This is a genomic window from Micromonospora sp. D75, assembly GCF_018070405.1.
Lineage (GTDB): Bacteria > Actinomycetota > Actinomycetes > Mycobacteriales > Micromonosporaceae > Micromonospora > Micromonospora chalcea.
In genome coordinates, this window is sequence record NZ_JAGPXV010000027.1 from 1 (window position 1) to 20604 (window position 20604).

15 protein-coding genes and 2 pseudogenes are annotated in these 20604 nt (G+C 74.7%); 7 read left to right on the forward strand and 10 right to left on the reverse strand.

What is annotated here, in order from left to right; all coding sequences use genetic code 11:
• The 3 genes and pseudogenes from KBX39_RS03230 to KBX39_RS03240 form a co-directional block, all read left to right on the forward strand.
• Positions 1-926, forward strand: a pseudogene (locus tag KBX39_RS03230) (glycosyl transferase); the annotation flags it as partial.
• Between the two features lie 3 nt (positions 927-929).
• Positions 930-2153 (forward strand): dolichyl-phosphate beta-glucosyltransferase, encoded by a 1224-nt coding sequence (locus KBX39_RS03235; RefSeq protein WP_210869107.1) that lies wholly within the window; start codon positions 930-932, stop codon positions 2151-2153.
• 70 nt (positions 2154-2223) lie between these two features.
• Positions 2224-2966, forward strand: a pseudogene (locus KBX39_RS03240) (helix-turn-helix domain-containing protein).
• Positions 2967-2977: 11 nt separating this feature from the next.
• Here the strand turns inward: KBX39_RS03240 and KBX39_RS03245 are convergent.
• Positions 2978-3379: a VOC family protein gene (locus KBX39_RS03245; protein ID WP_043324537.1), complete on the reverse strand. Its 402-nt coding sequence runs from the start codon at positions 3377-3379 to the stop codon at positions 2978-2980.
• Positions 3380-3557: 178 nt separating this feature from the next.
• Here KBX39_RS03245 and KBX39_RS03250 point away from each other — a divergent pair, with 178 nt between their 5' ends.
• The 4 genes from KBX39_RS03250 (at position 3558) to KBX39_RS03265 (ending at position 8626) form a co-directional block, all read left to right on the forward strand.
• Entirely contained in the window at positions 3558-3716 is a 159-nt protein-coding gene (locus tag KBX39_RS03250) for a hypothetical protein (RefSeq protein WP_166456093.1), read from the forward strand.
• The gene (locus KBX39_RS03255) at positions 3713-5128 is read left to right on the forward strand and encodes a bifunctional 2-polyprenyl-6-hydroxyphenol methylase/3-demethylubiquinol 3-O-methyltransferase UbiG (protein WP_210869111.1); all 1416 of its coding nucleotides are present in this window, start codon (positions 3713-3715) and stop codon (positions 5126-5128) included. Before KBX39_RS03250 ends, KBX39_RS03255 begins: the two co-directional genes overlap by 4 nt.
• The gene (locus KBX39_RS03260) at positions 5121-7166 is read left to right on the forward strand and encodes a sulfatase-like hydrolase/transferase (RefSeq protein ID WP_210869113.1); all 2046 of its coding nucleotides are present in this window, start codon (positions 5121-5123) and stop codon (positions 7164-7166) included. Before KBX39_RS03255 ends, KBX39_RS03260 begins: the two co-directional genes overlap by 8 nt.
• Before the next feature lie 176 nt (positions 7167-7342).
• Positions 7343-8626, forward strand: a complete 1284-nt coding sequence (locus KBX39_RS03265; RefSeq protein ID WP_187693419.1) for a citrate synthase — start codon at positions 7343-7345, stop codon at positions 8624-8626.
• A gap of 179 nt (positions 8627-8805) precedes the next feature.
• On the opposite strand, the gene KBX39_RS03270 is transcribed toward KBX39_RS03265, so the two are convergent.
• From KBX39_RS03270 to KBX39_RS03310, 9 genes are all read right to left on the reverse strand, one after another.
• Positions 8806-10203, reverse strand: a complete 1398-nt coding sequence (locus KBX39_RS03270; protein WP_210869115.1) for a glycosyltransferase family 4 protein — start codon at positions 10201-10203, stop codon at positions 8806-8808.
• A 268-nt stretch (positions 10204-10471) separates the two neighbouring features.
• Complete coding sequence (locus KBX39_RS03275; RefSeq protein ID WP_210869117.1) at positions 10472-12421, reverse strand: TOMM precursor leader peptide-binding protein; 1950 nt, start codon at positions 12419-12421, stop codon at positions 10472-10474.
• A complete protein-coding gene (locus tag KBX39_RS03280; protein WP_210869119.1) occupies positions 12418-14322 on the reverse strand; it encodes a hypothetical protein in 1905 nt (634 codons plus the stop codon). Before KBX39_RS03280 ends, KBX39_RS03275 begins: the two co-directional genes overlap by 4 nt.
• Positions 14319-15200 (reverse strand): TauD/TfdA family dioxygenase, encoded by an 882-nt coding sequence (locus KBX39_RS03285; protein WP_210869121.1) that lies wholly within the window; start codon positions 15198-15200, stop codon positions 14319-14321. Before KBX39_RS03285 ends, KBX39_RS03280 begins: the two co-directional genes overlap by 4 nt.
• Entirely contained in the window at positions 15193-16680 is a 1488-nt protein-coding gene (locus tag KBX39_RS03290) for a hypothetical protein (protein ID WP_210869123.1), read from the reverse strand. The genes KBX39_RS03285 and KBX39_RS03290 overlap by 8 nt, the downstream gene beginning before the upstream one ends.
• 1 nt (position 16681) lies before the next feature.
• Positions 16682-17470, reverse strand: a complete 789-nt coding sequence (locus tag KBX39_RS03295) for an ABC transporter permease (RefSeq protein WP_247659834.1) — start codon at positions 17468-17470, stop codon at positions 16682-16684.
• 7 nt (positions 17471-17477) lie between these two features.
• Positions 17478-18272 carry an ABC-2 family transporter protein gene (locus tag KBX39_RS03300; RefSeq protein ID WP_069089834.1) on the reverse strand — a complete coding sequence of 265 codons (795 nt, stop codon included), beginning with the start codon at positions 18270-18272 and terminating at the stop codon, positions 17478-17480.
• A complete protein-coding gene (locus tag KBX39_RS03305) occupies positions 18269-19276 on the reverse strand; it encodes an ATP-binding cassette domain-containing protein (protein WP_113973765.1) in 1008 nt (335 codons plus the stop codon). The genes KBX39_RS03300 and KBX39_RS03305 overlap by 4 nt, the downstream gene beginning before the upstream one ends.
• 18 nt (positions 19277-19294) lie before the next feature.
• A partial coding sequence (locus KBX39_RS03310) for a glycosyltransferase family 2 protein (protein ID WP_210869124.1) occupies positions 19295-20604 on the reverse strand: 1310 nt, incomplete at its 5' end.

Here is a 20604-nt window from a genome sequence, read left to right on the forward strand (position 1 = left end):
CCCCGTTGATCAAGGAGTTTGTGTCCGGGAACGGCGTTCAGGCTGACGCAAACTCCTTGGTCAACTCCGGCATTGGGGTGGCGGCGGGGCACCGGGGCGGGTTTGCCGGGCGGGTCGTGCGGTGGCTGGTGCCGGTGGTGTCCGTCGCCGGGATCGCGGTGGCGCTGGCCGGGCCGGCCGCGTACGCGATGCAGACCGCTGCCACCCCGCACACCGGCGCCATTCCGAGCGCCGGACCGGCCGGAGCGGGGGGCTTCGGCGGCCCGGGTGGCCCGGGCGGGCGGATGCCGGGCGGCGGGGACGGGCAGTTCCCCGGTCGCCCGGGCGGCGGGAACGGGCAGTTCCCGGGCTTCCCGGGCTTCCCGAACGGCACCGGCTCCAGCGGCACGGGTCCGGACGGCACCGGCCCGGACGGCGGGGCGAGCGCCGGCGGATTCCCCGGCTTCCCGGGCGGTGGTTCGGCTCCGGGCGCGCCCGGCGGCACCGGTCAGGACGGCGGCGCCGGTCCGGAGGGTGGCACGGGACCGGACGGCCGGGGGCAGCGCGGCGGCGGCATGGGCGGGCTGCTCGACGCCCGCGAGCCGAGCGCCGAGATGACCGCGCTGCTCACCGCCGACGCCGACGACTACACCTGGGTCGCCGCCACGGTCGGCTCGAACAACGCCTCCGGCTACCAGCTGGCCACCGGGCGGCCGGTCATGCCGATCGGCGGCTTCAACGGCAGCGATCCGTCGCCGACGCTCGCCCAGTTCCAGCGGTACGTCGCCGACGGGCGGATCCACTACTTCCTCGGCGGCGGCGGGTTCCGGGCCAACGGCGGCAGCAACGCCTCGGCCGAGATCGCCGCCTGGGTCGCCGAGAACTTCACCGCGACCACCGTCGACGGCGTGACCGTGTACGACCTGAGCAGCGGAAAGCAGGGCTGAGCGATGACTGACACGTACGCGCCCCGGGCCGCCGTGCGGGCCCGGCCCGCCGCCGGCAGCGCGGTGCTGGACGTGGTGGTCCCGGTCTACAACGAGGAGACCGACCTCGGTCCCTGCGTCCGGCGGCTGCACGCGCACCTGACCGCGCACTTCCCGTACCCGTTCCGGATCACGGTGGCCGACAACGCCAGCGTGGACGGCACCCCGGAGGTCGCGCGGGCGCTCGCCGACGAGCTGCCCGAGGTGGGGGTGCTGCGCCTGGACGAGAAGGGCCGTGGGCGGGCGCTGCGCGCCGCGTGGTCGGCCTCGCCCGCGCCGGTGCTCGCGTACATGGACGTGGACCTGTCCACCGACCTGGCCGCGTTGCTGCCGCTGGTGGCGCCGCTCATCTCCGGGCACTCGGATGTGGCCATCGGCACCCGGCTGGCGCGGACCAGCCGGGTGGTCCGGGGCGCCAAGCGGGAGGTGATCTCGCGCGGCTACAACCTGCTGCTGCGCGGCACGCTCGCGGCGCGGTTCTCCGACGCCCAGTGCGGGTTCAAGGCGATCCGCGCCGACGTGGCGGCCGAGTTGCTGCCGCTGGTACGCGACACCGGCTGGTTCTTCGACACCGAGCTGCTGGTCCTGGCGCAGCGGGCCGGGCTGCGCATCCACGAGGTGCCGGTGGACTGGGTGGACGACCCGGACAGCCGCGTCGACATCGTCGCCACCGCGCTGGCCGACCTGCGGGGCATCGGCCGGCTGGGCCGGGCGCTGGCCACCGGGGCGCTGCCGCTGGCGCAGCTGCGCGCCCAGCTCGGCCGGGGACCGTTGCCGGCCCCGCCGGCGCGCGTGCCGGCCGGACTGCCGCGCCAGCTCGTCCGGTTCGCCGCGGTGGGCGTGGCGAGCACGCTCGCGTACCTGCTGTTGTTCCTGCTGGCCCGCGGACCGCTCGGGGCGCTGCCGGCGAACCTGCTGGCGTTGCTGCTCACGGGGGTGGCGAACACGGGGGCCAACCGGCGGCTCACGTTCGGGGTCAGCGGCCGGCGGCACGCCGGCCGCCACCACCTCCAGGGCCTGCTGGCGTTCGCGCTGGGCCTGGCCCTGACCAGCGGCTCACTGGCCCTGCTGCACGCCGCCACACGCCCGAGCCGCAGCCTGGAGCTGGTGGTGCTGGTGGCGGCCAACCTGGCCGCGACAGCCCTGCGCTTCCTCCTGCTCCGCCTGGCCATGCACCACCGCCCCTGACCCACCCCGAACACCCCGTCGATCATGAGGTTGGCGGCGCGACACGCCGGGCGCCGGCACCGTCAACTTCATGATCGACGGGGCGGGTGGCAGGGTTGGGGGCGTGTACCGGGAGTGGGGGCGGCGGGGGTTCCGGGCGCGGTGCTGTGGGGCAGCGTGTCCGGCGGGGGTGAGACGCGGGTGCTGCCGGACGGGTGCCTGGACCTGCTCTGGTCCAGCCGGTCCGGGCTGCTGGTGGCCGGTCCGGACCGCACCGCGCACCTGTCGCGGTCCGCGCCGGGGGACCGGTGGATCGGGCTGCGCCTGCCGCCGGGCACCGGCCCGGCCGTGTTCGGCGTGCCCGCCGAGGAACTGCGCGACCGCCGCGTACCGCTGGCCGACCTGTGGGGCCGCGCCGCCGCCGAGGTGACCGAGCGGGTCGAGGCGGCGCTGGCCGCGCCGGGCGACGAGGCCGCCGGGGTGCTCACCCGGGTCGCCCGCGACCGGCTGCGTGCGGCCGACGGCCCCGACCCGGTCGGCGCGCGTGTCGCCGCCCGCCTGGCCGCCGGGGCCACCGTCGCCGCGACCGCCGCCGAGGTCGGCCTCGGCGCGCGGGCCCTGCACCGCCGCAGCCTGACCCTCTTCGGGTACGGCCCGAAGACGCTCGCCCGCATCCTGCGGATGCGCCGGGCGCTGGACCTGGCCCGCGCCGGCGCGCCGCTCGCCGAGGTGGCCGCGCGCAGCGGGTACGCCGATCAGGCCCACCTGACCCGCGAGGTGCGGGAGCTGGCCGGGGTGCCCCCGTCGCGGCTGCTCGCCCCGGCCACCGCCTGACCGGCCGCCTTTCAGTCGCCCGCCGGCAGCGGGGCGAACAGGTCCACGCCGTTGCCGTCCGGGTCGTGCAGGACCGCGTACCGCTGGCCCCAGAACGCGTCCCACGGGGGCAGCTCCCCGTGGTGGCCGGCGGCGGTCAGCTCGGCGTACCAGCGGTCCACCTCGGCCGGGTCGGCGCACCGGAAGGCCAGGCTCATCCGGTTGTTGCCGCCGGACGGGTCGAAGTCGGGGTGGAAGCTGCGGATCACCTCGACCGTGTCCCAGGCCAGCCGTACGCCGTTCGGCAGGGTGACCTCCACGTGCCCTTCCGTCTCGGCGCCGGCCGGGATCGGCAGCCCCAGCCGCCGGTAGAAGTCGAGTGTGCGGGCCATGTCGGTGACCACGGCCCCGACCAGATCGAACTGCGGTGTCATGGCGTCACGGTAGGCGCGACCGGTCCGGCCCGTCTTGAACGGATCGGACGGGGACGAGTGGCCGGTGTGGCCCCGCGTGCGACGCCCGAGGCGTTACGGTGGGGGACAAGTCCGGCGCGAAGCATGAAAGCTCGCATTCCGGGCGCGCACTGACGACCGGCGACGGAAGGAAGCAGCCGTGACCCACCTGGCCTACCTGGACGCGGGATCGGGCAGTCTCATCGTGCAGGCGGTGGTCGGCGGTGTGGCCGGAGTGGCCGTGGCCGCCAAGCTCTACTGGCGCCGCCTGGTGTCCCGGTTCCGCCGTCAGCCCAGCGACCAGGGCCCCACGGCGTGACGGTCCCCGACACCGGCGTCCGCGTGGAGCCCGGCTCCTTCCGCGACCCCGGCAACCGGGTGTTCCACCGGGGCGAGGAGGTGCTGCGCGGGCTCGACGAGCGCTCCGCCCGGGACTGGCGTGCGCTGTCCGTCACCGACTTCTTCCGCCGCGCGGCCGAGCGGGGGCAGATCGTCGCCACCGAGGAGCTGACCCCGACCCCCGTCGACACGCGGTGGGCGGCGGTGCTGCGGCACGAGCGGATCCCGTTCGTCTCGCACCCCTACGAGTGGTCGTACGCGATGCTGCGCGACGCCGCGTTGCTGCACCTCGACGTGCTGCGCGCCGCCCTGGAAGCCGGCTTCACCACCAAGGACGGCTCGGCGTACAACGTGCAGTGGCGCGGCGCGCGACCTGTCTTCATCGACGTCGGCTCGTTCGAGGCGCTGCGCGACGGCGAGCCCTGGGCCGGCTACCGGCAGTTCTGCCAGACGCTGCTCTACCCGCTGCTGATCCAGGCCCACCTCGGGCTGGACTTCCAGCCGTTCCTGCGGGCCCGCGTCGACGGCGTCGAGCCGGACCAGATGCGCCGGCTGTTCGGCGGCGCCCGGCGCTGGCGGGCCGGCGTGCCCACCCACGTGCACCTGCACGGCGCGATGCAGGCCCGCAACTCCGCCGCGAGCACCACCGACGTCCGCGCCCAGTTGCGCGCCGCCGGGTTCTCCCGCGAGCTGGCGCTGGCCACGGTACGCGGGCTGACGAAACTGGTCCGCCGCCTCGACCACCGGCCGGGCGACAGCCACTGGGCGGACTACCAGCGCACCTGCGCGTACTCGGTGCCGGACCGGCAGGCCAAGGAGGAGTTCGTCGACGGGTCGGTGGCCGCCGTCGGTGGAGGCTCGGCGCTGGACCTGGGCGCCAACGACGGCCGGTACGCCCGCATCGCCGCCCGGCACGCCACGCACGTCGTCGCGGTCGAGCAGGACCCGGCGGTGGTCGACACGCTCTACCGCGCGCTGCGCGACGAGGGCGAGACGCGGATCCTGCCGCTGGTGATGGACCTGGCCGACCCGTCGCCCGGCGGCGGCTGGCGCGGCGTCGAGCGGGCCGCGTTCGCCGACCGGGCCCGCGCCGACGTGGTGCTCGCCCTGGCCGTCGTGCACCACCTGGCGATCGGGCGCAACGTGCCGCTGCCCGAGGTGCTGGACCAGCTCACCGCGCTCACCGCCACCGGCGGCAGCCTGGTGGTGGAGTTCGTCCACCCGGACGATCCGATGGCCCGCCGCCTGCTCGCCAACAAGCCCGACGGCCTGTTCCCGGACTACCGCCGCGACGCCTTCGAGGCGCTGCTGGCCCGCCGGGGCCGGGTGGTCGCCCGCACCGAGCTGCCGTCCGGCACCCGCACGCTCTACCAGGTGGTGGTGGGTGGCTGAGCGCACCCTCGCGCCACCCCGGGACCACACGGCCGGCCCGGACCGGCGGGAACGCCCGCCCTGGTGGCGGTCCGAGCTTGCGCGGCTGGCGGAGGTGACGGCGCTGGTCGGGCTGGTGGTGACCCAGCCGCTGCTCGACGTGCTCGGCCGCAGCCCCGACTTCTTCCTGTTCCACCGCGCGTCCCGGGGCGACGTGCTGCTCCTGGTCGCCCTGATCGCGCTCGCGCCGACGGTACCGTTCGCGCTGCTCGGCGCGCTGGCAGTGCCCGCCGGACGCCTTATCCGGGCCGCCGTGCACACCACCTTCGTAGGCCTGCTGCTCGCCGCGCTGGCCGTCCAGGTCGGCCGGCACGTCACGCCGCTTCGGGGCGTACCCCTGCTCGTCGCCGCCGGTGTGGCCGGAGCCGCCGGGGCGGCCGCGCACCGGCGGTGGCGGGCGCCCCGGCGGGTGCTGCGGGTGGCCGCCGCCGGGCCGCTGGTGTTCGTCGGGTTGTTCCTGTTCGCCTCGCCCGCCTCGGCGGTGGTGCTGCCGCGCGGCGAGGGCGGCGCGGCCGGGATCGCCGGCGCGGGCGCGCATCCGCCGGTGGTCATGATCGTGCTGGACGAGCTGCCGCTGGTCTCCCTGCTCGGCCCGGACGGACGCATCGACGCCGAGCGCTACCCGAACTTCGCCGCGCTCGCGGCCGGGTCGACGTGGTACCCCAACGCGACCGGCGTCAGCGGCTGGACGCCCTACGCGCTGCCGGCGATGCTCACCGGGCGCTACCCGGAGCAGGGCGCGGCGCCGCACTACTCGCAGTACCCGGACAACCTGTTCACCGCGCTCGGGGGCCTCTACCGGATCAAGGCCGAGGAGAGCATCACCCGGCTCTGCCCGCCCAGCCGCTGCGAGCAGGCCACCACGCCGGAGCAGGGGCTCGGGGTGCTGGTCCGGGAGAGCGGCAAGCTGATGGGCCGGATCGCCGCGCCGGTGGACAGCCGCGTCGACCCGGAGGACTCCTACCGCGAGCGGACCGCCGCCGAGGCCGGGCTGGACGCCGCCGAGCCGGTGCCGGACGACCCCAAGTTCCGCTGGGACACCCTCGACGACAACCAGCCGGCCCGGTTCACCTCGTTCCTGGCCGGGCTGCGCCCCGACCCCCGGCCCACGCTGCACTTCCTGCACCTGCTGATGCCGCACTCGCCGTGGGCGTACCTGCCGTCCGGGGCGCACTACGCCGCACCGGAGGACCTGCCCAACGACGGGACCGGCTGGGTCGACCTGGCCCGCGCCCGGCACCTGGCCCAGCTCGGCTACACCGACCGGCTGATCGGCGAGACGCTGCGGACGCTGCGCGCCACCGGTCTCTACGACAAGGCGCTGGTGGTGGTCACCGCCGACCACGGGGTGAGCTTCCGGCGGGACTGGCAGGGGCGGGGGATGGACGCCATCGAGCACGCCGCCAACGAGGTGGCCTGGGTGCCGATGTTCGTCAAGGAACCCGGCCAGCGCGCCGGCCGGGTGGACGACCGCAACTGGGAGCACGTGGACCTGCTGCCCACGATCGCCGACGAGACCCACATGCGGGTGCCCTGGCAGATGGACGGCCGGTCGGCCAAGGCGGCTCCGCGCGAGCGAGCCGACAAACGCTTCTACGACCGCCCCGGCCAGCCGGTGACGATCACCGGCGGGGTGCCCGCCCCGCTCCCGCCGCCGGCCGCTGATCCGCTCGTCGGGACCCGGGTCGGGAACGTGCCGGTGGGCGGGTCCGCCACGGTGGCGAACCGGGACGCGTTCGACGCGGTCGACCCGGCGCGCGGCGGCCTGCCGGCGCTGGTCTGGGGGACGGTCCCGGACGACGTGCCCGACGGGACACGGCTCGCCGTCGCGGTGAACGGCACGGTCGGGGCGGTGGCGCCGGTAGTGCCCCCGGACGCCGGTGGCCGGCGGTTCGCGGCGTTCCTCCCCGACGACCGGCTCTTCGCCGCCGGCGCCAACCGGCTCGACCTCTACCGGGTCGGCGACGACGGGGCGCTGCGGCGGCTCACGCTGTCGTGACGGGCCCCCGGCCGGCGCCCATGGTCGCGCTCCCAACCGGTTTCCGGACGGCCTGGCCGGGAAACAGGTGACGCACACCTCACCCCGAAACCATGACGAGCGGTGTTCTCCGCGCCGTGATTACGGTAGAAGCGAAGGCAATTCAACGAAGATCTTGCCGGCGAAGCGAGGAACAGATGACGGAAGTCAAGCTCGACCACCCCGGTGGGCAGCTGTCGATGCCGGTGCAGTCCGCGGTTGAGGGCCCCGCCGGGATCGGGGTGAGCAAGCTGCTCAAGGAAACCGGGATGACCACGTACGACCCCGGTTTCGTGAACACCGCGTCCTGCTCGTCCGCCATCACCTACATCGATGGTGATGCCGGCATCCTGCGGTACCGGGGTTACCCGATCGACCAGTTGGCCGAGAAGTCCTCCTTCCTGGAGGTCTCCTACCTGCTGATCTACGGCGAGCTGCCGACCCAGGCGCAGCTGTCGGAGTTCAGCGAGCGGATCCGGCGGCACTCGCTGCTGCACGAGGAGATGCGCCGGTTCTTCGACGGCTTCCCCCGTGACGCGCACCCGATGGCCGTGCTCTCCTCGGCCGTCAGCGCCATCTCCACCTTCTACCAGGACAGCCTGGACCCGTTCGACTCCGAGCACGTGGAGATGTCCACGGTGCGGCTGATGGCGAAGGTCCCGACCATCGCCTCGTACGCGTACAAGAAGTCGATCGGGCAGCCGCTGCTGTACCCGGACAACTCGCTCGGCTACGTCGAGAACTTCCTGCGGATGACGTTCGGCGTGCCGGCCGAGCCGTACGAGGTCGACCCGGTGGTGGCCCGGGTGCTGGACATGCTGTTCATCCTGCACGCCGACCACGAGCAGAACTGCTCCACCTCCACCGTGCGGCTGGTCGGCTCCAGCAACGCCAACCTGTTCGCCTCGGTCTCGGCCGGCGTGAACGCGCTGTTCGGCCCGCTGCACGGCGGCGCCAACCAGGCCGTGCTGGAGATGCTCCAGAAGATCCAGGCCGACGGCGGCGACGTCCGCTCCTTCGTGCAGAAGGTGAAGGACAAGCAGGACGGCGTGAAGCTGATGGGCTTCGGGCACCGGGTCTACAAGAACTACGACCCGCGTGCCGCCATCGTGAAGAAGGCCGCCCAGGACGTGCTCGGCCGGATGTCCAAGCCGGACCCGCTGCTCGACCTCGCGGTGCAGCTGGAGGAGATCGCGCTCGCCGACGACTTCTTCGTGTCCCGCCGGCTCTACCCGAACGTGGACTTCTACACCGGTCTGATCTACAAGGCCATGGGCTTCCCGACGAAGATGTTCACGGTGCTGTTCGCGCTGGGCCGCCTGCCCGGCTGGATCGCACAGTGGCGCGAGATGATCAACGACCCGGAGACCAAGATCGGTCGCCCGCGGCAGATCTACACCGGCGCCACCGAGCGGGAGTACGTCCCCGCCGACAAGCGCTGAGCGTGCAAGGAAGGGCCCCTTCTTAACGCCTCCGGTAGAGGAGGGGCCCCCTTTTAACACGCGGACGACGAAGGCCGCCGACCCGAGCAGGGTCGGCGGCCTTCGTCGCGTGCGCGGGGGTGCGGGGCGTTAAGAAGGGGCCCTTCCTCTACCGCAGGCGTTAACAGGGGGCCCTTCCTTTACCGCAGGCCGGCGGCGGTGAGGAGGTTGCCCTCGGGGACGCGCGGCGTGGGCCGGCCGTGTGTCATGCGGTGCTGGGCGCGGGCGGCGGTGAACGACGGGTCGCCGGCGATCGCGGCGGCGTACGCGGCAGCCGTGCGGGACGCGATGGCCGCCCAGCCGTACCGCTCGTGGACCATGGCGCGGGCCCGCCGGGCGAGCACGCGGGCCCGGTCCCGGTCCGACAGCAGCGCGTGCACCGCCTCGGCGAGCCCGTCCGGGTCGTGCGGGGCGAACGTCATCCCGGTGACGCCCGGCTCGACGATCTCGGCCAGGCCGCCGGTGCGGGCCACCGCCAGCGGCGCGCCCGCGGCGGCCCCCTCCAGCGCCACCATGCCGAACGGCTCGTAGATGCTGGGCACCGCGAAGCAGTCCGAGGCGGCCATCACGGCGGGCAGGTCGGTGCCGCCGAGGAAGCCGGGCATGCTGACGGTGCCGCCCAGCCCGAGGCGGTGCACCTCGGCCTCCAGGTCCGCCCGGTACGGCCCGTCGCCGACGATCACCGCGCGCAGGCCGGGGTGCCGGTCGCGCAGCCGGGGCAGCCCGGCCAGCAGGTGCTGTACGCCCTTCTCGTACACCAGGCGGCCGGCGAACGTGACCAGCGGGCCGTCGGCGGCGAACCGCGCCCGGGCGGCGGCGACCGCCGACGCGGGCACCCGCCAGCGGTGCGGCTCGACGCCGTTGGGCACCACGTCGACGCGGGCGGCGTCCACGCCGAACAGCGCGCCCACCTCGTCGCGCATGTAGCCGGAGCACACGATCACGCGCCCGGACTCGCCGGCGAGCCAGTGCTCGACGCCGTGGATGGTGCGGTTCATCTCCTCCGGCAGCCAGCCCTGGTGCCGGCCCGCCTCGGTGGCGTGGATGGTGGTCACGAGCGGCACGTCCAGGTGCTCGCGCAGCGTCATCGCGGTGTGCGCGACGAGCCAGTCGTGGGCGTGGATCACGTCGTAGGCGCCGGACGAGGCGGCGCGCAGCGCGGCCCGCGTCAGCGTGTGGTTGAACGCCATCGTCCAGGCCAGCAGTGACCCGGTGGCCAGGGGGAAGGTGACCGGGTCCTCGGCGGCGCGGACGATACGGACGCCGTCGGCGTACTCCTCCAGGGGAGCGCCCTCGGCGTGGCGGGTGACGACCGTGACCTCGTGCCCGGCGGCGGCCAGCGCCACGGACAGCGCGTGGACGTGGCGGCCGAGCCCGCCGACGAGCACCGGCGGGTACTCCCACGACAGCATCAGGATGCGCCGGGTCCGGGGCCCGGCCCCGGCCGGCGACGGCGGGGCCGGGCGGGAGGTGAGAGTGGGCCGGTGGAGCCGGTCCGTCGCGGTGGCGGGCTGCGCGCCGACCCGCAGAGTGGTCACGTCGATCTCCGTCCATGCAGGGTGAGGCACGCCGGCAGCGGTGGCGGCGTCGAGCGGTGGTCAGGAGCGACCGGACGGCCGGCCGGGCGCCGGCACCAGCTCGCCGACGACGGCCTGGCCGGATACCGATCGCGGGCCACCGGGAGGGTGCTGACGTCGATCGGCAACCGGAACCGTCCAGTCACCCTGCCAACCTACTGTGCCGGATCCTCTCGCGCGCGGTGAGCGATCCTCATCACTCTCCGACGCCTCCGCGCACATGGGACGGTCACGGGAACGGGTGCGGATACGGGTTGATCTCCTCCGGGGCGAGCGGTTCGGCCCGGTGTCCGAGCCGGACCGGCAGCTCGCGCAGCCGGGGCAGGTCGACGCGCCGGTTGCGGTGACCGAACGTCATCGGCAGCAGCCCCGGGATCAGCACCTTCACGCTGGTGAGGCCGACGGCCTCCTGCTCGCGGGCGGTCTGGTCGACGACCACCACGTCCAGGCCCTCGTCGAGGTAGCGTCCGGTCACGTGCCGCAGGTCGTCGAGCAGGTCCGCGGCCGGGCGGTAGCGCGCCGCCGGTGGGAACGCCTCCGCCATGGACCGGATCTCGTCGCGCTCGTACAGGAACGCGAAGCGCGGCCAGGCGTCCGGGTCGGCCGCCGCCAGCAGGTGGTCCTCCATGGTCCGGACCAGGTCGGAGTCGGCGACCAGGCCGGGGGCGGTGGTGTCCTCGGCGACCATCTCCCGGGTGGCCTCGGCGACGCTGGCGAGTTCCACCAGCGCGGACCACAGGGCGCGCTCCGGGTCCAGGTGCGCCCCGGCGCCGCAGAACGCCCGGGGACGTCCCGGCCGCACCTCGTCGTCGACGAGCATCAGCCAGACCGCCGGGACGCCTTCGGGCATGGTGATGTCGAAGACGTCCAGGCGGCTGCCGGTGGTGCGCTGGATCCAGTCGACGAGCACGCGGGTCATCGGGTCGGCGCTGGTCATCGGGTCCACGCGCGGCACCGGTAGCCGGGCGTACCAGGTGGACAGGAAGGCGTCCCGTTCGGCGACTTCGAAGATGCCGTGCAGGATCGCCTCTTCGAGGTTCGCGCCCAGCGCGCAGCCGTTTGAGCACTCCGGACCGAAACCCGTGCCGTGCGAGCCGTAGTAGGCGAAGGTCTCCGGCACCAGCACCGGGCCGTCGCGCCGGAACGAGTAGGCGTACACCCATTCCACGGGCCGGTCCGGGTCGTATGCGACCGCGTGGTCGTCGGGCGGCGCGGGCGGCAGCCCGAACTCCGTCGGCTCGACGGCCCGCCGCGGTCCGAGCTCGCGGAACGAGGCGCGGGTGACGGTACGGCGGGCGCGTGGCACGTTGCCGCCGAGCCGTTCCAGCGCCTCGGCGACGGCGACGGCCACGCTCGCCGGGTAGGTGAAGGTCCGGCCGTAGCCGGCCAGTTCACCACAGCACAACGGGCCACCGATCGCGCCGGCGAGGACCATCGGATGGTTGTGGTGGACGGTGATCGACGACAGCAGCCCGGTCTCCTCGTCGTGCAGCGCTGCCAGCAGGGCTAGGTGCTCGTCGGGAAGGCTGCGGGCCCGGTAGTCGTCCGGTGCCCGCTTCGGCCGGGACGTCAGCGTGAAGGTGCTGGCGGCCGGGCCGTCATCCGGCAACGGGCCGCACACCGGGCAGCCGGGTTCGGGGACGAACCGGTGCCGCTTGACGGCCATCGAGGCCGTGGCGACCTCCAGCACCGCTTCCGCGCACCGGCCGTCGCCGCCCTGCGCGACCCGGCGCAGCTCGTCGGCCACGAGCGCGGCGACCGCGGCGCGTACCGGCGGGCCGAGGACGGGCCGGGCGGGCTGCACGGTGCCGTCGTAGAGCCCCTGCCACAGCGCGGACCGGTGCGGTGTCCCGGTGGTCCGCGCCCGGCGTTGCCGCACCTGGAGGCAGTGGTGGCAGCCCGGCCGGCCGGGTGTGACGAACGGGCCGATCCGTACGCCGCGCGGCGTGGTGTACACCGGCAGGAAGGACCGGCCGGCGTCGGCGGCAGCCCGGGCGGCCACGTCGACGTCCTCCGGTGGCCCATCGACGACGAAGACGTCGACGTCGGTGACCGGGGCGGCGCCCAGCGCCTGTTCCACCGCCCGGCGCAGGGCGCCGACGCCGAGGATCCGCAGGCCGGGACGCGGCGCCACGTCGGACGGGGCGGGGACGGCCGGTGTGGTCGTGACGTCGGTCATGCGCTGCTCCCCGCTCGTGGCGACCACGCCGCCCTGATCATGAACGGCATCACCCGCTGCGCCCCGGGCAGCGAGTCGGCGGGCCGCACCAGCAGCGACCGTCCGTCCCGTGCCAGCTCGCGCAGCAGCGGCGGCAGCGCCGTGTCCCAGTCGTGGCCGCCCACGTCCGGCCCGATCTCGGCGCCGTCCGGGCGGCGTCCGGTCAGGACGGCGACCGCCGCCTGCATCGCGTTCGCCAGGGCGGTGTCCGTGTCGGTGGCGCAGCTGCGGGCGACCCATCCGCCGCCGACGGCGACGAACACGGTCGGGGTGCTCGATCCGTCGTGCCACGCCCGCGGCTCGTGGCCGAGGAGGGCCAGCTCGTGTGCCATGACGCGGGTCGGCTCCGGCCACCGCGCCCGGTCGAGCCAGCCGCCGGGCGGCCCACCGTCGGCGACCTCCGGTGGGGTCGCGGCCGCGCGTCGCAGTTTCAGGATCGCCCGGCCGCGCGCCTCCGCCCAGGTGTGACCGCCGGCGATCACTACGCCGTCCGGCCGTGCGTCGACGACAGCGCCACGCGCGGTGTCCCACCACACCGTGGCGGTGTCGCCGGCGCAGGCCCGGGCCGCGAGCGTCTCCAGTGCCGCCGTGGCGGCGCGCAGCAGCGCCTGCTCCCGGCTTGCGCCGACGGCGGTGAGCAGCCGCGGTGCGCCGCCGGCCAGGTCCACGACCGTCGCCTCGACGCAGCTGACCGAGATCTGCGAGTGGGCGCCGGTGTCGATGGCCAGCAGCGGGCCCAGCCGCGCGTCGACCAGGAACGGCATCCGGGCGACGAACTCCTCGACGCCCACCGGCGTGCGGGCGGCCATCGCGTCGACGTGCGCGGCGAGATCGGCGTACGGGGCCGGGGGCCGGCAGGAGCGGCAGCGGGGGTGCACGTCGAGCAGATGCTCGCTGGTCACAGCGGTTTCCAGGTCCACGCGGGTCATCCGGTTCGTGGCGGTGCTCTCCGCTCCCACCCGGTGGCGCAGGTACGCGAACCCGAGCGCCGCGCCGATCAGGCCGCAGACCGGCGCCGACAGCCACTCGGACGTCGTGTCGGGCTCGTCGGCGTCACCCGGGGGGAGCCCGGCGCCCTGCCGGCTGAGCAGGCCGCACTCCCAGCAGCCGCCGGTGATGCCGCCGCCGGTCGGGCCGATCCACGCCTCCGCGCCGCCGGGCACCGCGTGCAGGACCGGCACCCCGATCGCCCGGGCCGCCCGGTTCAGCCGCGTCGCCCGCCCGGCCATCGGACGCGCGGCGCAGTGCAGCACCGCGTCGTACCCCGTCAGCAGGCCGGCGAGCCCCTCGTCGGTGTCGAGGGCGGCGGCCGCGTCCAGCAGCGTCAGCCCGGTCGTCGGATCCTCTGCTCGACGGCGCTGCACGATCCGCCGGAAGCCGTCGCGTTCGGTGCCGGTCTCGGTGGTCTCGACCAGCGAGGCCGTACGCAGCCCGAGTTCGAACAGCGTCTGGACGAGCGCGAGCATGCCGGCGCCGGCGCCGACGAGCAGCACCCGCCCGTCGCGGAACGCCTCGAAGCGGCTCAGCGGCGCGTCGCTGACGTGCTCGGCGAACGCGATCGAGTCCCGGTAGGTGTCGAGTTCCCAGTCCCGCAACGTGTGTGGCGGCTCGCTGTCGAGGTCGCGGGCGATGCCCCGCCGCACCAGCATCCGGACCAGGTCGGTGACGAGCTGCCGCTGCGCCGGGGGCAGACCCGCGGTCAGGGCCTCCACCGTGCGGGTGCCGTCCAGATGCGGGGCGAGCCGCTGCACGAGGCCGTACGCCGACGCGCCCGCCAGGTGCGTGCCGGCGAGTCCCGTCTCCAGGTACACGCCGTCGTCGACCGGCACGTACATCAGGTCGTCGCGGAGCTTGACCCTCACGCGGCCTCCTCCTTCCGCAGGTGTCCCATCCGCACCGCGACCGCGCGTCCGGCGTCGGTGAACGCCTGCCGGCCGTGCAGGTACCGGGAGTTGTCCACGACCAGCACGTCACCGGACCGCCACGGCACCGCCACCGTCAGCCGCGCGGCGACGTCCGCGGCGGTGGCCACGAGGTCCTCGGGCACCGGCGCGCCGGTACCGGAGCGCACCCGCAGCCGCCGGTCGTGGTACTCGCCGGGCTGCGGGCGGCTGATGAACAGCGAGTTGCAGAACGCCGGCACACCTTCGAAGAGGGTCGGTGGCGTGCACCGGGTGCCGAAGCCGACAGTCATCGCGTCCTCGTCCACGTCGATGTGGATCGACTCCCACGGCCGCAGGTACGGCTCCCACTGCCGCAGCATCCGCTCCGCCGCCGCCGGGTCGGTCGTGCCGCACATCCGCTGCCACACCGGTGTGGGCAGCTCGCTCTCCCAGCGCAGCGTCAGTTCCTCGCAGGCGGCGCGGACCGTGGCGGGCAGGGCGGACAGCAGCGCGAGACCGTCGCACAGCGTCGTGGCCCCGCCGTCGGCGGCGGGCCGCTCGCACCGGAACATCAGCAGGTCCGGGGCGCCGGGCGCGTACGACGCCTCCCGGTGCAGCGGCATGCCCTGCGTTCCCCGGGTGACTGTGGTCGTCGTCGGGTCACCGCCGATCACGTCCCGCTCGTCGTGGAACCAGCCCTGGTACGGCGACGCGGTCATCAGCGCGTCGCCGAGCGCGACGTAGTCCTCGTGCCGCCACCCGCCGCGCAGCAGCACCGCGCCGTGCTCGGCGACCGCCGCGAGCACCGCGTCCGGCGTGGGGGTGCCGACGAGCGCCGGAACGTCCTGTTCAGCCATGAGGGTTCCCTTCGGTGAGATGGGCCGCCAGCGCCCCGGGACGCGGCGCGGGCGTGCCGACCAGCAGTTGTGTCAGCGGGGACGCCCCGTCCGGCAGGCCGAGCCGGGCGGCGACCGCGTCGGCGGTGAGGCCGCCCAGCGCCCGGCTCGCCGCGCCGGTCGCGGTGGCGGCGAGCCCGGCCAGGTGAAGGGCCACACCGGCGAGCAGGTGCAGCCGGTGGAACGAGGCCGGGGAGAGCTGGTCGACGGGCCGGCTCCCGGCGTGCACCAGGTAGAGGGTCGCGCCGCGGGTGACCATCCGGCGGTCGACCCGGTGCGGGTACGCCGCCGCGTCGTCGGCCGCTCCCGGCGGCCCGGTCGGCACCAGCCGGTGGTGGTGCGGCTGGTAGCGGTACGCGTCCGCCGGGATGCCGTCGACGGCCCGGGCGAGGCACCAGATCTCCGGGTACAGCGGCTGCCGGGCCAGCGCCGCCAGGGCCGGCGAACTGGCCCGGCCGGCGGCGCAGGCCAGGATGTCGGCGACCTGCCCGGCGGTCAGCCCCGGGCCGAGGTTCGCGGCGGAGGCGCGGCGGGCGGCTGCCGCGACCAGGTCGAGCGGCCGGGCCGGCGGCAGGTCCAGCGCCCGGCCCGCCGCCGGACCCACCGGAAGGCGGTCCGCCGGGAGGCGCCGGGCCGGGCCGCCGTCGGCCGGAAGACGGTCGGCCGAGGGAGGGTCGGCGTCGGCGGGCCGGTCGTACCTTGCCCGGTGCAGCGCCACCGCGCTCGGGTGGGCGGCGTCGTGGCCGAGCCGGTCGTGGTCCAGCCCGGTCGCCGGGGGCGGCCCGCCGGACGCAAGCGGTGTCCCGGGGACGTCCGCGTACGCGGGGAACTCGATCGCCGCGTAGGTGGCCTCCAGTTCGGCGTCGAGTCCGAGCAGCTCACCGGCGAGCGCCGGATCGAGGTCCAGGCGCGGTGTCGCGTCCACCGGCGACGTGAGCAGCTGGGCCAGCAGGACACCGGAGTCGACGATGCCCAGCCGGTAGCCGAACGCCCCGTACTTGCTGGTGTTCTTCCACGGCCGGTGGGTCAGCAGCAGCGCGTGCCGGGGCGCCGCCGCGACCCCGAGGAGCCGGTCGAGCCGGGCGGCCGGGCTGCCCGGGCGCAGCAGTTCCAGGCAGTGGTGCGGCGGGTCGTAGTGGTAGACGCCGGCCGCGAGGTCGGGGGAGCCGGCCCAGGCGAGGTAGATCTCGTTGGGGTGGAACGCCCCGCCGGAGGGCACCGACCGGCGCAGCGTGTGCCAGCCGGGCAGCAGCCGCGACGGCGTGCGCGTGTCCGGCGGGGCGCCGGTCAACGCGGACCCCGGGCCGGGCCACCGCAGCGGCCGGCGGGTCGCGCCCGGGTACCGCTTGCCGCACGGCGGCAGGTACGCCGTCGGCTGCCCGGTGTCGTCCCGCACCGCCGCCAGGTACCGGCCGGTGACGCCGGCCCGCGTGGCTGCCATCTCAGCTGCCCGCGCTCTCGTACCGGCGCAACCCGGCCCGGAAGATCGCCCACGCCCCGGCCGCGCAGGCCGCCGCGACGACCGGGGTGAGCGCGCCCGCAGTGGTCGAGGCGCCCTTGTCCAGCAGCGCGGCCGTCGGGAAGTAGCCGACGAACGCGACGGGTACGAGCGTCAGCAGCGAGCGCAGGCCGGTGCCGTACAGGGTCAGCGGATAGCGGGCCAGGTCGCCCAGGGTGTGCACGCTCGCCGCGAGCGAGCTGGACGGGCTCAGCAGCCAGAAGACGACAGCGTTGGTGGCCAGGTTGACCGCCAGCTTGACCAGGACTCCGCTGGCGAGCAGCACCACCGCCCAGAGCACCGTCAGCGGCGTCCAGGCCAGGTCGAGGTGGACGGCCGCGGCGCCGAGCAGCGCCGCGCCGAAACCGACGTTGCCGAGGCCGTTGAACCCGACCGCGTTGCCGGTGACCTGGAGCACCACCGGGTAGGGCCGGACCAGCAGGTAGTCCAGCAGGCCGAGGTTGACCAGGCCGCCGAGATGCCAGGTCCCCTCGAACAGCAGGGAGCCGACGCCCTCGGCGAGCATCACCATGGCGCAGACGTACAGCACCTCCCAGCGGGTCCACCCGCCGAGCGCGGTCACCTGCCGGAACACCATCACCACGAAGACCAGCCCGGCGAGCTGACCGAGCACCGTCGCCCCGATGGTCAGGAGCGCGTCGGCGCGGTACTCGAGCACCGCCCGCAGATGCGCGCCGAGGAGCCGGCGGTAGATCCGTGCCTCGTGCATCATCGGCCGGTCACCCGCCGTGCGCGGTCAGCCGCCGCACGCCCGCGGACCACAGCAGCCGGGCCGCGCCCCACAACACCAGAACCCAGAGCAGTTGTACGCCGATCAGCGTCACCGCCTCGGCGCCCCGTACCTGCCCCAGGTAGATCAGCGCCGGGGTGGAGACGATGCCGGGGAACGGGGAGAGCTGGCAGACGACCTGGAGCCAGCCGGGGAACAACGCGATCGGCACCAGCGCCCCGGAGAGGATGTTGGTGACCGCCACCCGGGACAGGCTCAGCCCGTGGAAGTTGCCGGTCCAGAAGCACAGCAGCCCGACGAGGTAGACCAGGCCGAACTTCAGCGGCACCACCGCCAGCAGGCTGAGCAGGAACAGCCCGGCCTGCCCGGCGGCGGGCAGCGCGGCGCCGCCGAACGCCGACACCAGCGTCGCCGCCATCACCGCCACCGTCAGCACCTCACCGACGACGTATCCGAGTGACAGCGCGAAACGCGAGAGCTGGTAGTCGATCGGCCGGACCAGGTCGAGCGCCACGGTGCCGTGCAGCACCGGGCCGGCGATCTGCGCGTCGGTGAAGCTCGACAGCAGCGCCCCGGTCAGGAACGCCACGACCAGGTAGCCCTTCATCTGCTCCCAGGACAACCCGCCCACCTCGCCGCCGGCCGCGCCGGCGAAGACCGCCTGCCAGACCGCGAACAGCGCCACTGTCTGCACCACGACCCCGGTGAGCTGGAGGAGGAACTCGCCCCGGTAGATCAGCAGCGTCGACCAGGACATCCGCGCCAGCGTCAGGTACGCCCTCATGCCGGCACCGACGGGCTCAGCTCGCCGGCGTACGCCCGGCGCACCACGTCCTCGATGGACGGCTCGTCGATCCGGATGTCCACCACCGGCGCCTGACGGGCGACCACCGAGACGATCTCGCCCGCGCCGTACGCGCCGTGGTCGAACGTGACGGCGATCTGCCGTGCCGACCCGTCGTGGACCAGCCGGACGCCCGGCAGGTCGGCGTCGAGGTCGCCGTGCCAGTCGGCGCCGAGCGTCAGGTGCACGGTCCGCTGGTCGGCGACCAGCCGGCGGACGGCGTCGATCGAGCCGTCGAAGATGATCCGGCCCCCGTCGATGATCACGAGCCGGCGGCAGACCTGCTCGATGTCACCGATGTCGTGCGTGGTCATCAGCACCGTGGTCCCGCTCGCGCGCTGGGCCCGCAGGAAGTCCCGGACGGCCTGCCGGGCGACGATGTCCAGCCCGATGGTCGGCTCGTCGAGGAACACCACGGGCGGTGCGTGCAGCAGCGCGGCGGCCAGGTCGGCTCGCATCCGCTGGCCGAGCGAGAGCTGCCGGGCGACCACCGGCAGCAGCCGGCCGAGCCCGAGCAGCGCGTCGAACTCCTCCAGGCGTGCCGCGTACCGGGCCCGGGGGATGCGGTGGATGTCGCGCAGCAGCGCGAGGGAGTCGCGGACCTGCAGGTCCCACCAGAGCTGGCTGCGCTGGCCGAACAGCACGCCGATGTTGCGGGCGTTGGCGTGCCGGTCGCGGTGCGGGTCGAGGCCGCAGACGCGTACCCGCCCGGCGGTGGGGTGCAGGATGCCGGTGAGCAGCTTGACCGTCGTCGACTTCCCGGCGCCGTTGGGCCCGACGTACGCGACCGCCTCGCCGGAGGAGATCGACAGGTCGACGCCGTCGACCGCCACGTGCTCGACGTGTCGTGGCCGTACGAGATGGCGCAGCGAGCCGCGCAGGCCCGGCTGCTTGTCGGCGATCCGGAACCGCTTGGTCAGGCCACTGGCCTCGATCACTGGCATCGGCGTTGTCGTTCCCGGTCAGCCGGCCGCGACGGCGGCACGGTGGTGCGGGCGCAGCCGCAGCACCGTGCCGAGGCCGTCGACCTCGGTCAGGGTGGTCTCGAACGCGGCGCCCATGACCCGGCCGAGGTAGCCCAGGCTCGCCGGGTCCGGGTCGAACCGCGCCGAGAGCTCCGCGCCGGTGGAGACCAGGTGCACCTCGTCGGCGAGGGCACCGGCGACGTTGACGAACTGGCACAGGTCCTCCCAGTAGAGGTACCGCCAGAAGTCGACGCTGACCACGGCGTCCAGGCTGTCCGCGGCGACCGGTGGCCTGATCCCGACCAGGTGGAAGTTGGCCGGACCGGCCGGCGCCCCGTAGTCGTAGGTCAGCGCGCCGTCGGGCAGCCCGGCCTCGGCGCTGCCGGTGCCGACCCACAGCACCCGGTCGCCGGGCAGGCGACCGGCGAGCCGCTGCACCGCCGGCCCGATCCGGCACCAGGAGCGGCGTACGCAGTCGTCCATCGCCCGGCGGTAGTGCACCACCCGCTCGGCCGCGCGGGCCACGTCCACCGGCCCGGCGAACTCCCACTCCACGACCGGGTACTTGAGCGCGACCCGATCCAGGTTGTCCATGAAGTCGTTCCAGTTCTGGATGACGTTGCGGTGGTGCGGCAGGTGGTAGACGGCGGCCAGATCGTCGTAGGCGAAGTTGCGGTTGAGTACGCCGAGGTGCGCGTGCACCCGGTAGAAGAGCTCCATGTCCTCCAGGCCCCAGCGCAGGCCGAAGCCCTCGTCGAAGCCGCCGACCGCCTCGAACACGTCCCGGCGCACCGAGGCGTTGTGGGTGAAGCAGAACAGCCACCCGGCCAGCAGCCAGTCGTCGCCGGACGGTCCCTCCTCGGTCCCGAACCGCATGTCGCCGCCGCCGCGCCCACGCAGCCGGGGTACGGGCATGGTCGGCTGGTCGGCCAGCGCCGCGTGCACGTGCTCGATGCCGGTCTCGTCGCGCCGGCCCATCAGCACCGCCGGCGCGGACGGGTCGCGGTGGTGGTCGAGGTGGCGGCGCAGCAGGTCCGGCGTGGCGTACGAGTCGGCGTCGAGGAACAACAGCAGCGGCGCGGTCGCCCGGCGCGCGGCCTCGTTGCGGGCCGCCGCCCGGCCGCCGCGCTCGGGCCGTTCGACGAAGTGCAGGCGCAGCCCCTTGCCGGCGTCGGCGATGCCGGAGTACTGGCTGCCGTCCCCGCCGTCGCGGACGACGATGACCTCGAAGCGGTCCGGGTCCAGCGTCTGACGCCGCAGCGACCGCAGCGTGAGCTCCAGGCAGGGGGCGTCCGCGTGGGTGGGGA

Excerpts from the sequence above, each read along its gene's own strand:
- KBX39_RS03265 (WP_187693419.1), top strand. The coding sequence starts at position 7,343 with ATGACGGAAGTCAAGCTCGACCACCCCGGTGGGCAGCTGTCGATGCCG.
- KBX39_RS03300 (WP_069089834.1), bottom strand. The coding sequence starts at position 18,272 with ATGAGGGCGTACCTGACGCTGGCGCGGATGTCCTGGTCGACGCTGCTG.
- KBX39_RS03290 (WP_210869123.1), bottom strand. The coding sequence starts at position 16,680 with ATGGCAGCCACGCGGGCCGGCGTCACCGGCCGGTACCTGGCGGCGGTG.
- KBX39_RS03245 (WP_043324537.1), bottom strand. The coding sequence starts at position 3,379 with ATGACACCGCAGTTCGATCTGGTCGGGGCCGTGGTCACCGACATGGCC.
- KBX39_RS03235 (WP_210869107.1), top strand. The coding sequence starts at position 930 with ATGACTGACACGTACGCGCCCCGGGCCGCCGTGCGGGCCCGGCCCGCC.
- KBX39_RS03305 (WP_113973765.1), bottom strand. The coding sequence starts at position 19,276 with ATGCCAGTGATCGAGGCCAGTGGCCTGACCAAGCGGTTCCGGATCGCC.
- KBX39_RS03275 (WP_210869117.1), bottom strand. The coding sequence starts at position 12,421 with ATGACCGACGTCACGACCACACCGGCCGTCCCCGCCCCGTCCGACGTG.
- KBX39_RS03295 (WP_247659834.1), bottom strand. The coding sequence starts at position 17,470 with ATGATGCACGAGGCACGGATCTACCGCCGGCTCCTCGGCGCGCATCTG.
- KBX39_RS03285 (WP_210869121.1), bottom strand. The coding sequence starts at position 15,200 with ATGGCTGAACAGGACGTTCCGGCGCTCGTCGGCACCCCCACGCCGGAC.